Annotated in this window: 16 protein-coding genes; 8 read left to right on the top strand and 8 right to left on the bottom strand. The window is 72.2% G+C overall.

What is annotated here, in order from left to right:
• Position 1 precedes the first annotated feature (1 nt).
• Positions 2 to 358: a hydroxyisourate hydrolase gene (gene uraH, locus AB6A69_RS02030; protein ID WP_371036392.1), complete on the top strand. Its 357-nt coding sequence runs from the start codon at positions 2 to 4 to the stop codon at positions 356 to 358.
• Positions 359 to 480: 122 nt separating this feature from the next.
• A complete protein-coding gene (locus tag AB6A69_RS02025; protein ID WP_371059449.1) occupies positions 481 to 1,713 on the top strand; it encodes a urate hydroxylase PuuD in 1,233 nt (410 codons plus the stop codon).
• 23 nt (positions 1,714 to 1,736) lie between these two features.
• Here the strand turns inward: AB6A69_RS02025 and ureG are convergent, their stop codons facing one another.
• From ureG to AB6A69_RS01985, 8 genes are read right to left on the bottom strand one after another with little or no spacing between them, the layout of a single operon-like run.
• Positions 1,737 to 2,366: an urease accessory protein UreG gene (gene ureG, locus AB6A69_RS02020; protein ID WP_371059448.1), complete on the bottom strand. Its 630-nt coding sequence runs from the start codon at positions 2,364 to 2,366 to the stop codon at positions 1,737 to 1,739.
• A 2-nt stretch (positions 2,367 to 2,368) separates the two neighbouring features.
• Positions 2,369 to 3,025 carry an urease accessory protein UreF gene (locus AB6A69_RS02015; RefSeq protein WP_371059447.1) on the bottom strand — a complete coding sequence of 219 codons (657 nt, stop codon included), beginning with the start codon at positions 3,023 to 3,025 and terminating at the stop codon, positions 2,369 to 2,371.
• Positions 3,015 to 3,464, bottom strand: coding sequence for an urease accessory protein UreE (locus tag AB6A69_RS02010; protein WP_371059446.1), 450 nt, complete (start codon positions 3,462 to 3,464; stop codon positions 3,015 to 3,017). The genes AB6A69_RS02015 and AB6A69_RS02010 overlap by 11 nt, the downstream gene beginning before the upstream one ends.
• 9 nt (positions 3,465 to 3,473) lie before the next feature.
• The gene (gene ureC / locus AB6A69_RS02005; protein ID WP_371059445.1) at positions 3,474 to 5,183 is read right to left on the bottom strand and encodes an urease subunit alpha; all 1,710 of its coding nucleotides are present in this window, start codon (positions 5,181 to 5,183) and stop codon (positions 3,474 to 3,476) included.
• Positions 5,183 to 5,488 carry an urease subunit beta gene (locus tag AB6A69_RS02000; RefSeq protein WP_371056497.1) on the bottom strand — a complete coding sequence of 102 codons (306 nt, stop codon included), beginning with the start codon at positions 5,486 to 5,488 and terminating at the stop codon, positions 5,183 to 5,185. Before AB6A69_RS02000 ends, ureC begins: the two co-directional genes overlap by 1 nt.
• Positions 5,485 to 5,652, bottom strand: coding sequence for a hypothetical protein (locus tag AB6A69_RS01995; protein ID WP_371036399.1), 168 nt, complete (start codon positions 5,650 to 5,652; stop codon positions 5,485 to 5,487). Before AB6A69_RS01995 ends, AB6A69_RS02000 begins: the two co-directional genes overlap by 4 nt.
• A gap of 16 nt (positions 5,653 to 5,668) precedes the next feature.
• Complete coding sequence (locus AB6A69_RS01990; protein ID WP_371059443.1) at positions 5,669 to 5,971, bottom strand: urease subunit gamma; 303 nt, start codon at positions 5,969 to 5,971, stop codon at positions 5,669 to 5,671.
• Positions 5,972 to 5,973: 2 nt separating this feature from the next.
• Positions 5,974 to 6,798, bottom strand: coding sequence for an urease accessory protein UreD (locus AB6A69_RS01985; RefSeq protein WP_371059441.1), 825 nt, complete (start codon positions 6,796 to 6,798; stop codon positions 5,974 to 5,976).
• 408 nt (positions 6,799 to 7,206) lie between these two features.
• Here AB6A69_RS01985 and AB6A69_RS01980 point away from each other — a divergent pair, with 408 nt between their 5' ends.
• From AB6A69_RS01980 to xdhC, 6 genes are all read left to right on the top strand, one after another.
• Complete coding sequence (locus AB6A69_RS01980; RefSeq protein ID WP_371059440.1) at positions 7,207 to 8,211, top strand: ABC transporter substrate-binding protein; 1,005 nt, start codon at positions 7,207 to 7,209, stop codon at positions 8,209 to 8,211.
• Positions 8,212 to 8,271: 60 nt separating this feature from the next.
• Positions 8,272 to 9,075, top strand: coding sequence for an ABC transporter ATP-binding protein (locus AB6A69_RS01975; protein WP_371056493.1), 804 nt, complete (start codon positions 8,272 to 8,274; stop codon positions 9,073 to 9,075).
• Positions 9,072 to 9,839 carry an ABC transporter permease gene (locus AB6A69_RS01970; protein WP_371036404.1) on the top strand — a complete coding sequence of 256 codons (768 nt, stop codon included), beginning with the start codon at positions 9,072 to 9,074 and terminating at the stop codon, positions 9,837 to 9,839. The genes AB6A69_RS01975 and AB6A69_RS01970 overlap by 4 nt, the downstream gene beginning before the upstream one ends.
• A gap of 174 nt (positions 9,840 to 10,013) precedes the next feature.
• Complete coding sequence (gene xdhA, locus AB6A69_RS01965) at positions 10,014 to 11,447, top strand: xanthine dehydrogenase small subunit (protein WP_371059439.1); 1,434 nt, start codon at positions 10,014 to 10,016, stop codon at positions 11,445 to 11,447.
• The gene (gene xdhB, locus AB6A69_RS01960) at positions 11,444 to 13,816 is read left to right on the top strand and encodes a xanthine dehydrogenase molybdopterin binding subunit (RefSeq protein WP_371059437.1); all 2,373 of its coding nucleotides are present in this window, start codon (positions 11,444 to 11,446) and stop codon (positions 13,814 to 13,816) included. The genes xdhA and xdhB overlap by 4 nt, the downstream gene beginning before the upstream one ends.
• Positions 13,806 to 14,699, top strand: a complete 894-nt coding sequence (gene xdhC / locus AB6A69_RS01955) for a xanthine dehydrogenase accessory protein XdhC (RefSeq protein WP_371059436.1) — start codon at positions 13,806 to 13,808, stop codon at positions 14,697 to 14,699. The genes xdhB and xdhC overlap by 11 nt, the downstream gene beginning before the upstream one ends.
• Positions 14,700 to 14,713: the final 14 nt, after the last annotated feature.

Genomic DNA, 14,713 nt, shown 5'->3' with positions numbered 1-14,713 from the left:
CATGGCGGGCTATCTCACGACCCATGTGCTGGACACCGCGGCGGGCCGCCCGGCGGCGGGGATTGCGATCGCGCTTTACCGGATCGAGAACGGCACGCGCCGCGAGGTGGCCCGCGCCACCACCAACGCCGACGGCCGGACGGACGGGCCTATCCTGCCCGAAAAGGATTTCGAGACAGGCGTTTACGAGCTGGTCTTCGCCGCCGGGGACTACCTGCGCGCACAAGGCGCGGCCGCCGCGGAGCCGCTCTTCCTCGACGAGGTCCCGATCCGCTTCGGCATGGCGGATCGCGCGGCGCATTACCATGTGCCCCTCCTGCTGTCGCCCTACGGCTACTCCACCTATCGCGGCAGCTAGGCGCCGCGCCGCGGCCCGATCCTTCGGCACGCGCGGTCCCGCGGCCCGCGGGCGGCGCGGCTGGTCTTTCCTCCCGCGCGCGGCGGCGCTATGCCGGGGCGGTTCCCACCGGAGGCTTCGCCATGCTCGATTTCGCCATCTTCTGGGACTGGATCGCCTTCGCCGCGCGCTGGCTGCACGTCGTCACCGCGATGGTCTGGATCGGCACCTCGTTCTATTTCATCGCGCTCGATCTCGGGCTGGTGCGACGGCCCGGCATGCCCGAGGGCGTGACCGGCGAGGAATGGCAGGTGCATGGCGGCGGCTTCTACCACGTCGAGAAATACGCCGTGGCGCCCGAGCGGCTGCCGGAAGACCTCACCTGGTTCAAGTGGGAAAGCTACGCCACCTGGCTGTCGGGCGCGGCGCTCCTGATGATCCTCTACTGGGCGGGGGCGGAACTTTACCTGATCGATCCCGCGAAGGCGGATCTCTCGGTCTTCCAGGCGGTGCTGCTCTCGGCGGGCTCCATCGCGCTCGGCTGGCTGATCTACGACGGGCTCTGCCGGTCGCCCCTCGGCCACCGGCCCGTGGTGCTGATGCTGGTGCTCTTCGGGGTCATCGTGGCGATGTCGTGGGGCCTCAACCAGGTCTTCACGGGGCGCGCGGCGCTTCTGCATCTCGGCGCCTTCACCGCGACGATCATGACGGCGAACGTCTTCCTCGTGATCATGCCGAACCAGCGCGTCGTCGTGGGCGACCTCAAGGCCGGGCGCGTGCCGGATCCCGAATACGGGCGGATCGCCAAGCTCCGCTCCACCCACAACAACTACCTCACCCTGCCGGTCATCTTCCTGATGCTCTCGAACCACTACCCGCTGGCCTTCGGCACGCCCCATGCCTGGGCGATCGGGGCGCTCGTCTTCCTGATGGGGGTGACGATCCGGCACTACTTCAACACCCTGCACGCCCGGAAGGGCCGCCCGAACTGGACATGGGCGGCCACGGCGATCCTTTTCCTCGCGATCATGTGGCTCTCCGCCCTGCCCGGCCGCGGCCCCGCGCCCGCCGAGACGGCGCTGCCGGAAACCGGGGCGGCGGCGCGCTTCGCCGCCGCCGAGGGGTTCGAGACGGCCCACGGCATCGTGCTCGCCCGCTGCTCCATGTGCCACGCGCGCGAGCCGCTCTGGCAGGGGCTGCACTGGGCGCCCAGGGGCGTCGCGCTCGAGACCGAGGCGGACGTCGCGCGCCAGGCCCGCGCGATCTTCCTTCAGGCCGGGGCGAGCCACGCGATGCCGCCCGGCAACCTCACCTACATGACCGGGGAGGAGCGGCAGGCCCTCGCCGACTGGTACCGCGCCGGCGCGGGCGGCTGACGCGGCCCGCAGCGCGCCCGGCCCTAGCGCGCCGCGCGCAGCGGGCGCGGCGCGAGCCCGCCCAGTTCCCGCAGATGCGCCACCGCCTCCACCACACCCTCGCCCTCGCGCAGCGCGGCGAAGACGGTGGGCCGGCCCTGCCGGTTCTCGGCGGCGTCCCGGCGCATCTCTTCGAGATCGACGCCCACATGGGGCGCGAGGTCCGTCTTGTTGATGACCAGCAGATCCGAGCGCATCAGCGCCGGCCCCTTCTTGCGCGGGATGTCCTGCCCCATGGCGACGTCGATCATGTAGATCGTCAGATCCGCGAGCTCGGGGCTGAAATTGGCCGCGAGGTTGTCGCCGCCCGACTCGATCAGCACGATCTCGAGGCCCGGATGACGGGCGGAGAGCTCGGCCACGGCGGCAAGGTTGATCGAGGCGTCCTCGCGGATCGCGGTGTGCGGGCAGCCGCCCGTCTCCACCCCGATCACCCGGTCCCCGGGCAGCACCTGCATCCGCAGAAGCGCCTCGGCGTCCTCCCGCGTGTAGATGTCGTTGGTGATGACGCCGATGGAGTGATCGGGCGCGAGGGCGCGGGCCAGCGCGGCGGTGAGCGTCGTCTTGCCCGCGCCCACGGGGCCGCCGATTCCGACGCGAAGGGGGCCGTTCATGGTCATGAGCGGAAAAGCCTCGTCTCGAGAGTTTCGTGGCGCATGGAGGCGATGTCGGCCGCCCATGCGATGGAGGACAGATCGTCGGGCCCGAGCGCGCCCGCCTCCCGCGCGAGCCGCGCGCAAAGCGGCGCGGCCCCGGCGAGCGCCTGTTGCGCCTCGGTCTGGCCGAGGGGCACGAGGCGCTGCGCCGCACCGGCGAGCGCGGTGGCGAAGGCGTGGAGGTAGAGCCGCAGCGTCTCTTCCCCGGGCAGGCCCATGAGGCGCGCGGCGCGCCCCACCGCCACGGGCTGGGCCATCGGCGCGAGGTCGAGCCCCCAGACGGCGGCGGTGGTGCGGGCGAAGGCCGCGCCCTGCTCCACGGTCTCGGCGCGCCGCTCGGCCGAGGGCGCGAAGGCGCGGGCCGTGGCGTCGGCCTCCCGCGCCGCCTCGGCGGTCTCCGCGCGCCAGCCTTCCATCAGGAACACCGCGTCAGCGCGCCCCGCCCCGTGCTCCAGCAAGTCGGCGAGCCAGGCCGCGAAGCTCTCCCGTTCGCGCACGCGCCCTTCGGCGATCTCGGTCTCGAGCCCGTGGGACCAGGCGAAGCCGCCCGTGGGATAGGCCGGCGAGAGCCACTGCGCGAGGGTAAGGAGCGCATCCGCCCCGGGCTCAGTGAGCATGGGCGTGGGTCCTGCCGTGGCCGTAGGCGCCGCCCTCGGGGGTGAAGGGCGCCTCCGTCTCCGAGAGATGGGCGCCGAGGCGGTCCAGCATGTCGCGGAGCACGTGATCGCGCCGGATGAAGAGCCGCCCAGGCGCCACCTGGCAGGGCGTGTGACGGTTCCCGATATGCCAGGCCAGCCGCGGCAGGTCGCCCGTGACCTCGTAAAGCGGCTCGGGCGCGGCCACGACCTCGACGAGCCGCCCGTCGGAAAGCTCCAGCGCGTCGCCATGCTCCAGCGAGACGGTGTGCGGCAGATCGACGAGAAACGGCACCCCGCCCCCCGTCTCCAGCCGCTTTCGGCGCAGGAAGCGCGACTCGTAGTCGAGCCGTACCCACTCCGCGGGCCCGTGCCATTCGCCCTTGCGATGGAGCGTCTGCGCGATGGGAAGCTCGGTCATGTCGTTGCCTCAGAACAGGAAATAGCGTTGCGCCATGGGCAGCACCTCGGCCGGCGCGCAGGTCAGAAGCTCCCCGTCGGCGCGCACCTCGTAGGTTTCCGGGTCCACCTCCATCTTCGGCAGCGCGTCGTTGAGGATCAGGTCGCGCTTCGTCACGGCGCGGATGCCGTGGACCGCGACGGTCTCCTTGGCCAGCCCCAGCGTGTCACGGATGCCGGCCGCCTGCGCCGCCTGGCTCACGAAGGTGACGGCCGAGCGCTCCACCGAGCGGCCATAGGCGCCCCACATGGGCCGCGAATAGACCGGCTGCGGCGTGGGGATGGAGGCGTTCGGATCGCCCATCTGGGCCATCGCGATGGTGCCGCCGATCAGCACCAGATCGGGCTTCACCCCGAAGAAGGCGGGCGACCAGAGCACGAGGTCGGCGCGCTTGCCCGCCTCCACGCTGCCGATCTCGTGGGCGAGGCCGTGCGCGATTGCGGGGTTGATGGTGTATTTGGCGATGTAGCGCCGGACGCGGAAATTGTCGTTCTCGCCGGTCTCGTCGCCAAGCCGCCCGCGCTGTTTCTTCATCTTGTCGGCGGTCTGCCAGGTCCGCAGGATCACTTCGCCCACCCGGCCCATCGCCTGGCTGTCCGAGCCCATCACCGAAAACGCGCCCATGTCGTGGAGGATATCCTCGGCCGCGATGGTCTCGCGCCGGATCCGGCTCTCGGCGAAGGCCACGTCCTCGGGGATCGACTTGTCGAGGTGGTGGCAGACCATCAGCATGTCGAGATGCTCTTCGATGGTGTTGACCGTGAAGGGCCGCGTCGGGTTCGTGGACGAGGGCAGGATATGCGCCTCGCCGCAGATGCGGATGATGTCGGGCGCGTGGCCCCCGCCCGCGCCCTCGGTGTGGTAGGCGTGGATCGTGCGCCCCTTCATCGCGGCGAGCGTGTGTTCGACGAACCCGCTCTCGTTGAGCGTGTCGGTGTGGATCATCACCTGGATGTCGTGGTCGTCCGCGACCGAGAGGCAGCAGTCGATCGCCGCCGGCGTCGTGCCCCAGTCCTCGTGCAGCTTGAGCGCAGAGGCGCCCGCCTCCACCTGCTCCACCAGCGCCTGCGGCAGCGAGGCGTTGCCCTTGCCGGCGAAGGCCAGGTTCATCGCGAAGGCGTCGGCCGCCTGCAGCATCCGCCCGATGTGCCAGGACCCCGGCGTGCAGGTGGTGGCCATGGTGCCCGTCGCCGGCCCCGTGCCGCCGCCCAGCATCGTGGTGATGCCGGAATGCAGCGCGTCCTCCACCTGCTGCGGACAGATGAAGTGGATATGGCTGTCGAAGCCGCCGGCGGTCAGGATCTTGCCCTCGCCTGCGATGACCTCCGTCCCCGGCCCTACGACGATGTCGACGCCCGGCTGGATGTCGGGATTGCCGGCCTTGCCGATCTTCGCGATCCGCCCGTCCTTCAGCCCCACATCGGCCTTGGTGATGCCGGTATGGTCGACGATCAGCGCGTTGGTGATCACCGTGTCGACCGCGCCGTCGGCGCGGGTCGCCTGGCTCTGGCCCATGCCGTCGCGGATCACCTTGCCACCGCCGAATTTCACCTCTTCCCCGTAGGTTGTAAGGTCTTTCTCAACTTCGACGACAAGATCGGTGTCGGCAAGGCGCAGGCGGTCGCCCGTCGTGGGGCCGAACATCGCGGCATACTCGGCGCGGGAAATCCGTGCGGGCATCAGAGCGCCCCCATGACCTGGCCGTTGAACCCGAAGATGCGCAGCGCGCCCGCCACCGGCACCAGCGCGACCTCGCGGCGCTGCCCGGGCTCGAAGCGCACGGCCGAGCCCGCGGGAATGTCGAGGCGCAGGCCCCGCGCCGCCGCACGGTCGAACTCGAGCGCGGGGTTGGCTTCCGCGAAATGGTAGTGGCTGCCCACCTGCACCGGGCGGTCCCCGGTGTTGGCCACCATCAACGTGACCGCCTCGCGGCCTTCGTTGAGCGTCAGCATGCCCTCGGCGGGGAAGACCTCCCCGGGGATCATCGCCGCCACCCCGCCCAGGCGAGGAGCGCCGCGGCAGCGAGCGCGAGAAGCGCCACGACCCAGAGCCAGCCCGCCCCGTCATGCGGGTGCAGGTGGGGCCCCGGATGGGCGGCCGCCGGCGCGGCGGCGAGAAGGAGGAGCGGAACGGCCGTGAGGTATCTCATGGGCGAAGTCCTTCTTTCAGCGGATCGGATTGTGGACGGTGACGAGCTTGGTGCCGTCGGGAAAGGTGGCCTCGACCTGCACGTCGGGGATCATCTCGGGCACGCCCTCCATGCACATCTGGCGGGTGACGACCTGCGCGCCCGCCTCCATCATGTCGGCCACCGAGCGCCCCTCGCGGGCGCCCTCCACCACCGCGTCGGTGATGAGCGCCACGGCCTCGGGGTGGTTGAGCTTCACGCCGCGGGCAAGGCGCCGCCGCGCCACCTCGGCCGCCATGGCCACCATCAACTTGTCCCGTTCGCGGGGGGTGAGGAGCATCGTCAGAGCCTCCAGGCCTTGGGAAGACTGTCGCCGGTCAGCCGGTCGAGCGCGGGCAGGAGCGCGCGGCGCAACGCGTGAGACTCGGGCGCGAGAACCCGCGCGGCCAGAAGGCCGTCCTCGACCAGGCTCGCCCCGCCCGAGGCCCCGAACGCCGCGCGCAGCGGACCGAGCTGCGCCGCCGCGTCGGGCCCCGCGTAGACCAGGGCCGCCATCGCGCCCGCGCCCGCCGCCACGCCCGGACGCGCAAGCAGCTCCGCCGCGCAGCCCTCGAGGCGCACCGCGTCGAGCCAGGCGAGCCGCCCGTCGCGCCGGATCTCGATCCGGTCGCGAAAGCGCAGCTCCCGAAGACGCTCCCCCATGGCCGCGCGCCCGAAGACCAGCGGCTCCACCAGGAGGAGCCGCGCGTCGCCGGCAAGATCGACGTGCAGCCGCCGCGCCAGCGCCGCGCCGTCGTAAAGGATCGTCTCCTGCGGCAGCCAGGAGAGCCGCGCGCCCGGCCCCGCCGCGAGGCGCACGTCGAGCCGCGCCTCGCTGCCCGGCTCGGCGCGGTAGGCCCGCTCCGCCGCCTGGGTCGACAGCGTGATCGTCGCGCCCGCGCCGGCCGTGGCCTCCACCGCGACGCGATCGCCGCCGGTCAGCCCGCCCGCCGTGTTCACGAGGCAGACCTCCACGCCCCGCGCGCCCCGCGGAAAGAGCGCGCGCAGCGAGCCTTGCGCGCGCAGCGCCTCGAGCCGACCGCCCCCCGGGCCCGCCTTCGCCGACACCCGCAGCGCGCCCTGCGCCCGCGGCTGGACGGGCAGGGTTTCACGCTTGTCGAAGGGCATGGGTCATCGCCTTGGGCTTCCCGGGGTCGCGATCGCGTCGCCCCTTTTTCAACAGCCATGACACCCGGCCGGCAGCGCCGTGCGCCGCTCGCACCGGCTGCGGCACGCCTTGCCGCCTGCTTCATGAGCGGTTTGAGCCGCGTTGCTCATTTTCACGCCACCCCGCGAACGCGTCCCGGGCGATACCGGCCGGGGGCGGCGGGACGCGGTCCTTGCACAGCCGGACACGCAGGCGCAGGAAATTTCTGCCCCGGGATTAAGCGAATCGCCCAAATCTGTATCGTTGCCCGGCCAGCCGGCGGCTCTGACGCCTGCGCGCCAGCGCGGGGCATGGCCAAGACCGGCGGGACGACACAGACGGACGGGTGCACCCACGAACGTCCGCCAACGACAACAGGGAGACCAGACGTGTTCCATCGCCCGATCCTCGCCGCCGCCGCCTTCGCGGCTTTCGCAGGCGCCGCCACGGCGCAGACCGCCATGCCCTTCGCGCTCGACTGGAAGTTCGAAGGCCCCGCCGCGCCCTACTTCGTCGCCATCGACAAGGGGTATTTCGCCGACGCGGGGCTCGAGGTCGAGATCACCGCCGGCCAGGGCTCGCTCGACGCCATCCCGAAGGTCGCGACCGGCGCCTTTCCGGTGGGCTTCGCCGACATCAACAGCCTCATCAAGTTCCTCGACCAGAACCCGGGCGCGCCGGTGACCGCCGTGATGATGGTCTACGACAAGCCGCCCTTCGCGGTGGTCGGCCGCAGGAGCCAGGGCGTCGAGGCGCCCAAGGATCTCGAGGGGCGCGTCCTGGGCGCGCCGCCGCCGGACGGCGCCTGGGCGCAGTTCCCGATCTTCGCCGCCGAGAACGATCTCGACATGGACGCGATCACCGTGGAGCCGGTGGGCTTTCCCACCCGCGAGCCCATGCTCGCCGAGGGAGAGGTGGACGCGGTGACGGGCTTTTCCTTCTCGTCCTTCCTGAACCTCGTGCGCCTCGGCGTGCCCGAAGACGACATCTCGACCATCCTGATGGCCGATCACGGCGTCGCGCTTTACGGCAACGCGGTCATCGTCAACACCGAGTTCGCCGCCGCGAACCCGGCGGCGGTCGAAGGCTTCCTCGAAGCGGTCGCCATGGGCTGGAAGGACGCCATCGCGGAGCCGGCCGCGGCGATCGAGAGCCTCGTGGCGCGCAATCCCGCCGCGGACGCCGCGCTCGAGGAACGCCGCCTCGCACTCGCCATCGACGCCAACGTGGTCACCGACTATACCGCAGCGAACGGCATGGGCACCGTGGATCCCGACCGCATGGCCACGGCGCTGGAGCAGATCGCGCTGACCTACGAGTTCCAGAACGCGCCCGACGCGTCGCTCTACTTCACCGACGCCTACCTGCCCGAGGGCGGCTTCCCGCTCGACTGACGCGACCGTGCGCGGGCCGCAAGAGGCCCGCGCGCCACACACGAGACCACGAGCAGGCCATTGGAAAACCTGATAGACATCCGCGGCGTGCGCCATGCCTACCGCACCGAGGACGGGCCGCTGCCGGTCCTCGACGGGCTCGACATCACGGTGAACGAGGGCGGCTTCGTCGCCGTGGTGGGCCCGTCGGGCTGCGGCAAGTCCACGCTCACGCGGCTGATCGCGGGGCTGATGATCCCCGACGCGGGCGAGGTTCGCGTGCACGGCACGCCCATCACCGGGCCGCGCTCCAACGTGGGCATGGCGTTCCAGAACCCGGTGCTGCTGGAATGGCGCACGATCCTGAAGAACGTGCTGCTGCCCCTCGAGATCGTGAAGACGCCGCTCTCGCGCGCCGAGCAGGAGGCGCGGGCGCGCCGTCTCCTGTCACTCGTGGGGCTCGAGGGTTTCGAGGACAAGCGCCCCTCCGAGCTTTCGGGCGGCATGCGCCAGCGCGCCTCGCTCTGCCGCGCGCTCATCCACCAGCCCGAGGTGCTGATCCTCGACGAACCCTTCGGCGCGCTCGACGCCTTCACCCGCGAGGATCTCTGGCAGACCATGCACGCGCTCAAGGAAAAGGAACCCTTCACCGGCGTGCTCATCACCCACGACCTGCGCGAATCGATCTTCCTCGCGGACCGGGTGGTGGTGCTCTCGGGCCGCCCGGCACGCACGCAATACGTGCTCGACCTGCCGCAGGCCGGCCCGCGCGACCTCGATCACCTCTACACGGCAGAGGCGGCGGACATGCTTGCAGAGCTGCGCCACCAGATCGAGATCGCCCAGGGCCGCGCCGGCACCGACACGCCCGAGGCCGCGCAATGACCCGGGGCCTGCGCCGGGCCGCGGCGCCGCTCGTCGCCATCCTGGTGTTTCTCGTTCTCTGGGAAGCGGCCGTCTGGGCCAATGGCTGGCCCGACTACAAGATGGCCTCGCCCTCCGACCTCGTGCCCGCCTACGCGAAGTACTGGGACCTCTTCGTGATCATGGGCTGGCAGACGCTCTGGCGCACGGTGCTGGGGCTCCTGCTCGCGGTGGTGGTGGGCGTGGCGCTCGGCATGGTGATGGGCTTCTCGCGCATGATGCGCGACGCGCTCTACCCGCTGCTGGTGGGGTTCAACGCGATCCCGAAGGCCACCGTGGTGCCCATCGTCGCGCTCATCTTCGTGGGCGCACACGACTTCAACACCGTGCTCATCGCCTTCATGATCTCCTTCTTCCCGATCGCGGTCTCGGTCTCCATCGGCCTGTCCACGCTCGAGCCCGAATACCGCGACATCCTGCGCTCGCTCGGCGCCTCGCAGTCGAAGATCTTCTGGAAGATCGCCCTGCCGAAGACCCTGCCGGAGTTCTTCGGCGCGCTGAAGGTCTCGGTGACGCTCGCCTTCATCGGCACCAACCTGATGGAGATCGTCTCGCCCCATGGACGCGGCCTGGGCGCGCTGTTCGATTCCGGCAAGACGAATTCCGACTACCCGCTGATGTTCGCGGTGCTCATCGCCCTCGCGGTTCTGGGGATCCTTCTCTACTACGTCGTCGTGGCGCTCGAGCGGATCTTCGCGGGCTGGGCCGAGCGCGCGCCGACCTGACACCCCGTCCCGCCGCGCCGGTCCGCGGCGCCCGCGCGCCCGGCTTGCCCGACGCCCTTGAAAAGGCAGCGCGCACGCGGCACCATGCCACACGGCGCACGGAACAGCCGGCCCCTTCTACGCCGCATCGAAGGGGGCGCCCCGGCCCAAGGGTAACGCGGCGACTTGACCGACATGCGAACAGCCTTCCTGCTCAACGGCACCCCCGTGGAGACCGAGGCCCATGCGACCGAGACGCTCCTCGACTGGCTGCGTCGCCGTGGCCTGACCGGAACGAAGGAGGGCTGCAACGAGGGCGACTGCGGCGCTTGTACCGTCATGGTGACCGACGCCGCGACCGGCCCGAGGGCCCTCAACGCCTGCATCCTCTTCCTGCCCCAGCTCCACGGCAAGGCCGTGCGCACGGTGGAGGGCCTCTCCGGGCCGGACGGTGCGCCCCACCCCGCCCAGACGGCGATGGTGGCGCATCACGGCAGCCAGTGCGGCTTCTGCACGCCGGGCTTCGTGGTCGCCATGGCCGCCGCGCACGCCCGCGGGCGCACCGACCACGACGACCAGCTCGCCGGCAATCTCTGCCGCTGCACCGGCTACGCGCCGATCCTGCGCGCCGCCCGCGCGATCGAGGATTCGCCCCGCCCCGCCTGGCTCGCCGAGGACAGCGCCGCGGTCGACGCCGACCCGCCCTTCTTCTTGGGCGAAATACTCTCGGGGGGTGAGGCGGCGAAGCCGCCGAGGGGGGCGGACAGCCCCCCTGCCTGCGTCCTGCCGGAAAGCGCCGACGCGCTCGCCGACTGGTATGCCGCCCACCCCGAGGCCACGCTCGTCGCCGGGGCGACGGATGTGGGGCTTTGGGTGACGAAACAGCTCCGCGATCTGGGCCCCGTCGCCTTCCTCCACCGCTGCCGTGACCTGCAGCGGATCGAGGAGACGGAGACGGAGATCCGCATCGGCGCGGGCGTCACCATCGAGCGGCTCCGCACGGCGATGGAGCCCCGCCACCCGGCCTTCGCCGAGATCCTGCGCCGCTACGGCTCCGAGCAGGTGCGCGCGGCCGCCACCATCGGCGGCAACATCGCCAACGGCTCGCCCATCGGCGACGGGCCGCCGCCCCTCATCGCGCTCGGCGCCACGTTGCATCTGCGCAAGGGCGCGGCCCGGCGGAGCCTGCCGCTCGAGGACTTCTTCCTCGACTACGCCCGGCAGGACCGCGCGCCCGGAGAGTTCGTGGAAGCGGTCTCGATCCCGCGCCAGCCCGACCGGCTTTTCGCCTGGAAGGTCTCTAAACGCTTCGACCAGGACATCTCGGCGCTCTGCGGCGCCTTCGACCTCGCGCTGGAGGACGGGCGCGTCGCGGCGGCCCGGATCGCCTTCGGCGGCATGGCGGGCGTCCCGAAGCGGGCGCGCGCCGTGGAGGCCGCGCTCCTCGGCCAGCCCTTCACCGAGGCGGGCGTCGCCGCCGCCGACGCGGCCTGGGCCGAGGATTTCCAGCCGATCTCCGACATGCGCGCGAGCGCCGGTTACCGCCTCGCCGTCGCACGGAACCTTCTGCTTCGCGCGGTGCACGCCCATGCCGGCCGGCCGGCCCATGTGCTGGAGGTGGCGCCGTGAGCGTTGCGCGGCCGCTCCCCCACGACGCCGCGGGCCGCCACGTGGACGGCAGCGCGCGCTACGTGGACGACATCCCTGTCCCGGCCGATTGCCTGCATCTCGCCTTCGGCCTCTCGCCGGCCGCGCGGGGGGCGATCCGGGCGCTCGAGCTAGACGCGGTGCGCGCCGCGCCGGGCGTGGCGGCGGTGCTGACGGCGGCGGACCTGCCCTTCGCCAACGACGTCTCGCCCTCGGCCCATGACGAGCCGCTCCTGGCCGAGGGGCGCGTCCATTACCTGGGCCAGCCCGTCTTCCTCGTCGCCGCGAGGAGCCATCTCGCCGCGCGCAAGGCGGCCCGGATGGGCCGCATCGCGATCGACGAGGAGCCGCCCGTGCTCACCCTCGACGCGGCCCTCGCGGCGGACGCGCGTTTCGAGGAGGGCCCGCGCGTCTATGGGCGCGGCGACGTGGCAGCCGCGCTCGCCGCCGCGCCGACGGTGACGGGAGGCGCGATCGAGATCGGCGGGCAGGAGCATTTCTACCTCGAGGGGCAGGCCGCGCTCGCCCTGCCCCAGGAGGGCGGCGACATGGTGGTGCACGCCTCCTCCCAGCACCCGACGGAGATCCAGCACAAGGTGGCCGACGCGCTCGGGCTGCCGATGCACGCCGTGCGGGTCGAGGTGCGGCGCATGGGCGGCGGCTTCGGCGGCAAGGAAAGCCAGGGCAACGCCCTCGCCGTGGCCTGTGCCGTGGCGGCGCGGGCCACCGGGCGTCCCTGCAAGATGCGTTACGACCGGGACGACGACTTCACCATCACCGGCAAGCGCCACGATTTCCGCGTGCTCTACCGCGCGGGCCACGACGCGGAGGGGCGGCTTCTCGCCGTCGATTTCGTCCATCTCGTGCGCTGCGGCTGGGCACAGGATCTGTCGCTGCCGGTGGCCGACCGGGCGATGCTCCATGCCGACAATGCCTACTGGCTGCCCGCCATGCGGATCGAGAGCCACCGGCTGCGCACGAACACCCAGTCCGCCACCGCCTTCCGGGGCTTCGGCGGCCCGCAGGGGATGCTCGGCATCGAGCGGGTGATCGACCACGTGGCCCATCGCGTGGGGCGCGATCCGGCGGAGGTGCGCCGGATCAACTACTATGCCGAAGCGGAAACCGGGGGCGGGGGGCTGTCCGCCCCCCTCGGCGGCTTCGCCGCCTCACCCCCCGAGAGTATTTCGCCCAAGAAGAAGGATCCGCAGGCGCGCCGCGTCACGCCCTATGGCCAGGTGGTGGAGGATTTCGTCCTCGGGGGCATGACCGAGGAGCTGATGGAGACGAGCGGTTACGCGGCGCGGCGGGCGGCGGTGGCGGCCTGGAACGCCGGAAACGACGTGATCAAGCGGGGGCTCGCCCTCACCCCGGTGAAGTTCGGGATTTCCTTCACGCTGACCCATCTGAACCAGGCCGGCGCGCTCGTGCATGTCTACCAGGACGGCTCCGTCGCGCTCAATCACGGCGGCACGGAGATGGGCCAGGGGCTCTTCCAGAAGGTGGCGCAGGTCGCGGCGGAGGTCTTCGGCCTGCCGCCCGAGGCGGTGCGGATCACCGCGACCGATACCGCCAAGGTGCCCAACACCTCCGCCACCGCCGCCTCCTCCGGATCGGACCTGAACGGCATGGCGGTCAAGCTCGCCTGCGAGGAGATCGCGGGGCGCATGGCCGCCTTCCTGGCCGAGCGCCACCAGGCGCGGCCCGAGGCGGTGCGTTTCCGCGCGGGCCGCGTGGAGGTGGGCGGCGAGAGCTACAGCTTCGCCGAGGCGGCGCGGGCCGCGTGGGAGGGCCGGGTGAGCCTTTCGGCCACGGGCTTCTACCGCACGCCCGACATCTCCTGGGACCGGCTGAAGGGCGAGGGGCGCCCGTTCTACTACTTCGCCTACGGCGTCGCGGCGAGCGAGGTGGCGCTGGACACGCTGACTGGCGAATACAGGATCCTGCGCGCCGACATCCTCCACGATGCGGGGCGCAGCCTGAACCCGGCCCTCGACATCGGCCAGATCGAGGGCGGTTTCGTGCAGGGAGCAGGCTGGCTCACCAGCGAGGAGCTGGTCTGGGACGAGGCCGGGCGGCTCAGGACCCACGCGCCCTCGACCTACAAGATCCCGGCCTTCGCGGACCGGCCGCGCGTCTTCAACGTGGCGCTCCGGGAAGGCGACAACCGGGCCGAGACGGTGCACCGCTCCAAGGCCGTGGGCGAGCCGCCGCTCATGCTGGGCATCTCGGTGCTGATGGCGCTTTCGGACGCGGCGGCGGCCTGCGGGCCCCATTACCCCGCCCTCGACGCACCGGCGACGCCGGAGCGGGTGCTTGCGGCTGTGGAGCGGGCGCGCCATGGCGCTTGACCGCGCGGCCCTCGCCGTCGCCGTCGCGCGGGAGGGGCGCCTCGCGCGGGTCGTGGTGGCCGAGGCGCGCGGCTCCGCCCCGCGCGCGGCCGGCGCCGCGATGCTGGTCTGGGCCGGCGGCCAGGCGGGCAGCATCGGCGGCGGCGCGCTCGAGCATGCGGCGGCGGCGCGGGCGCGGGTCTGCCTTTCGCAGATGCGCGACGAGGCGCGGCAGGTGCCGCTCGGCCCCGATCTCGGCCAGTGCTGCGGCGGCGCGGTGCGGCTGGTGACCGAGTGCTTCGACGCGGCGCGGCTGGCCCAGATCCCCGAGGCGGGGCTCTGGGCGCGGGCGCTACCCGGGGCGGCGCCGGGCGCGGACCCGCCCGCCGGGCCGGGCTGGGCGGCGGGCTGGTTCGCCGAGGAGGTCTCGCCCCCCGGCCTGCCCGTCTGGATCTGGGGGGCGGGGCATGTGGGCCGCGCCCTCGCCGGCGCGCTCGCACCCCTGCCGGGGCTGTCGGTCACGCTGGCGGACACCGGGCCGGAGCGCCTGCCGGATCCGCCGCCCGAGGGCGTGGCGGCGGTGCCGGCCGCGGACCTGCCGCGGCTTACCGCGCATGCGCCCGAAGGCGCCTGGCACTACGTCATGACCTATAGCCACGACATCGACCTCGCGCTCTGCGACGCGCTTTTGCGGCGCGGCTTCGCGGGCTGCGGGCTCATCGGGTCGGCGACGAAATGGGCGCGGTTCCGCAAGCGGCTGGAGGCGGCGGGGCATGCGCCGGAGGCCGTGGCGCGCATCCGCTGCCCGATCGGCGAGCCCAGCCTCGGCAAGCACCCGCAGGCGATCGCGGTGGGCGTGGCGGCGGCGCTCCTGGCCCGGAACCCGGCCGCGGCGGGGCCCTGAGCCGGGGCGCCGGT

The organism is Rhodosalinus sp. 5P4, from assembly GCF_041365695.1.
In the GTDB taxonomy this organism is placed as follows: domain Bacteria; phylum Pseudomonadota; class Alphaproteobacteria; order Rhodobacterales; family Rhodobacteraceae; genus Rhodosalinus.
The sequence above is the reverse complement of the archived record's forward strand: the minus strand, read 5'-3'. Positions and strand labels throughout refer to the sequence as shown.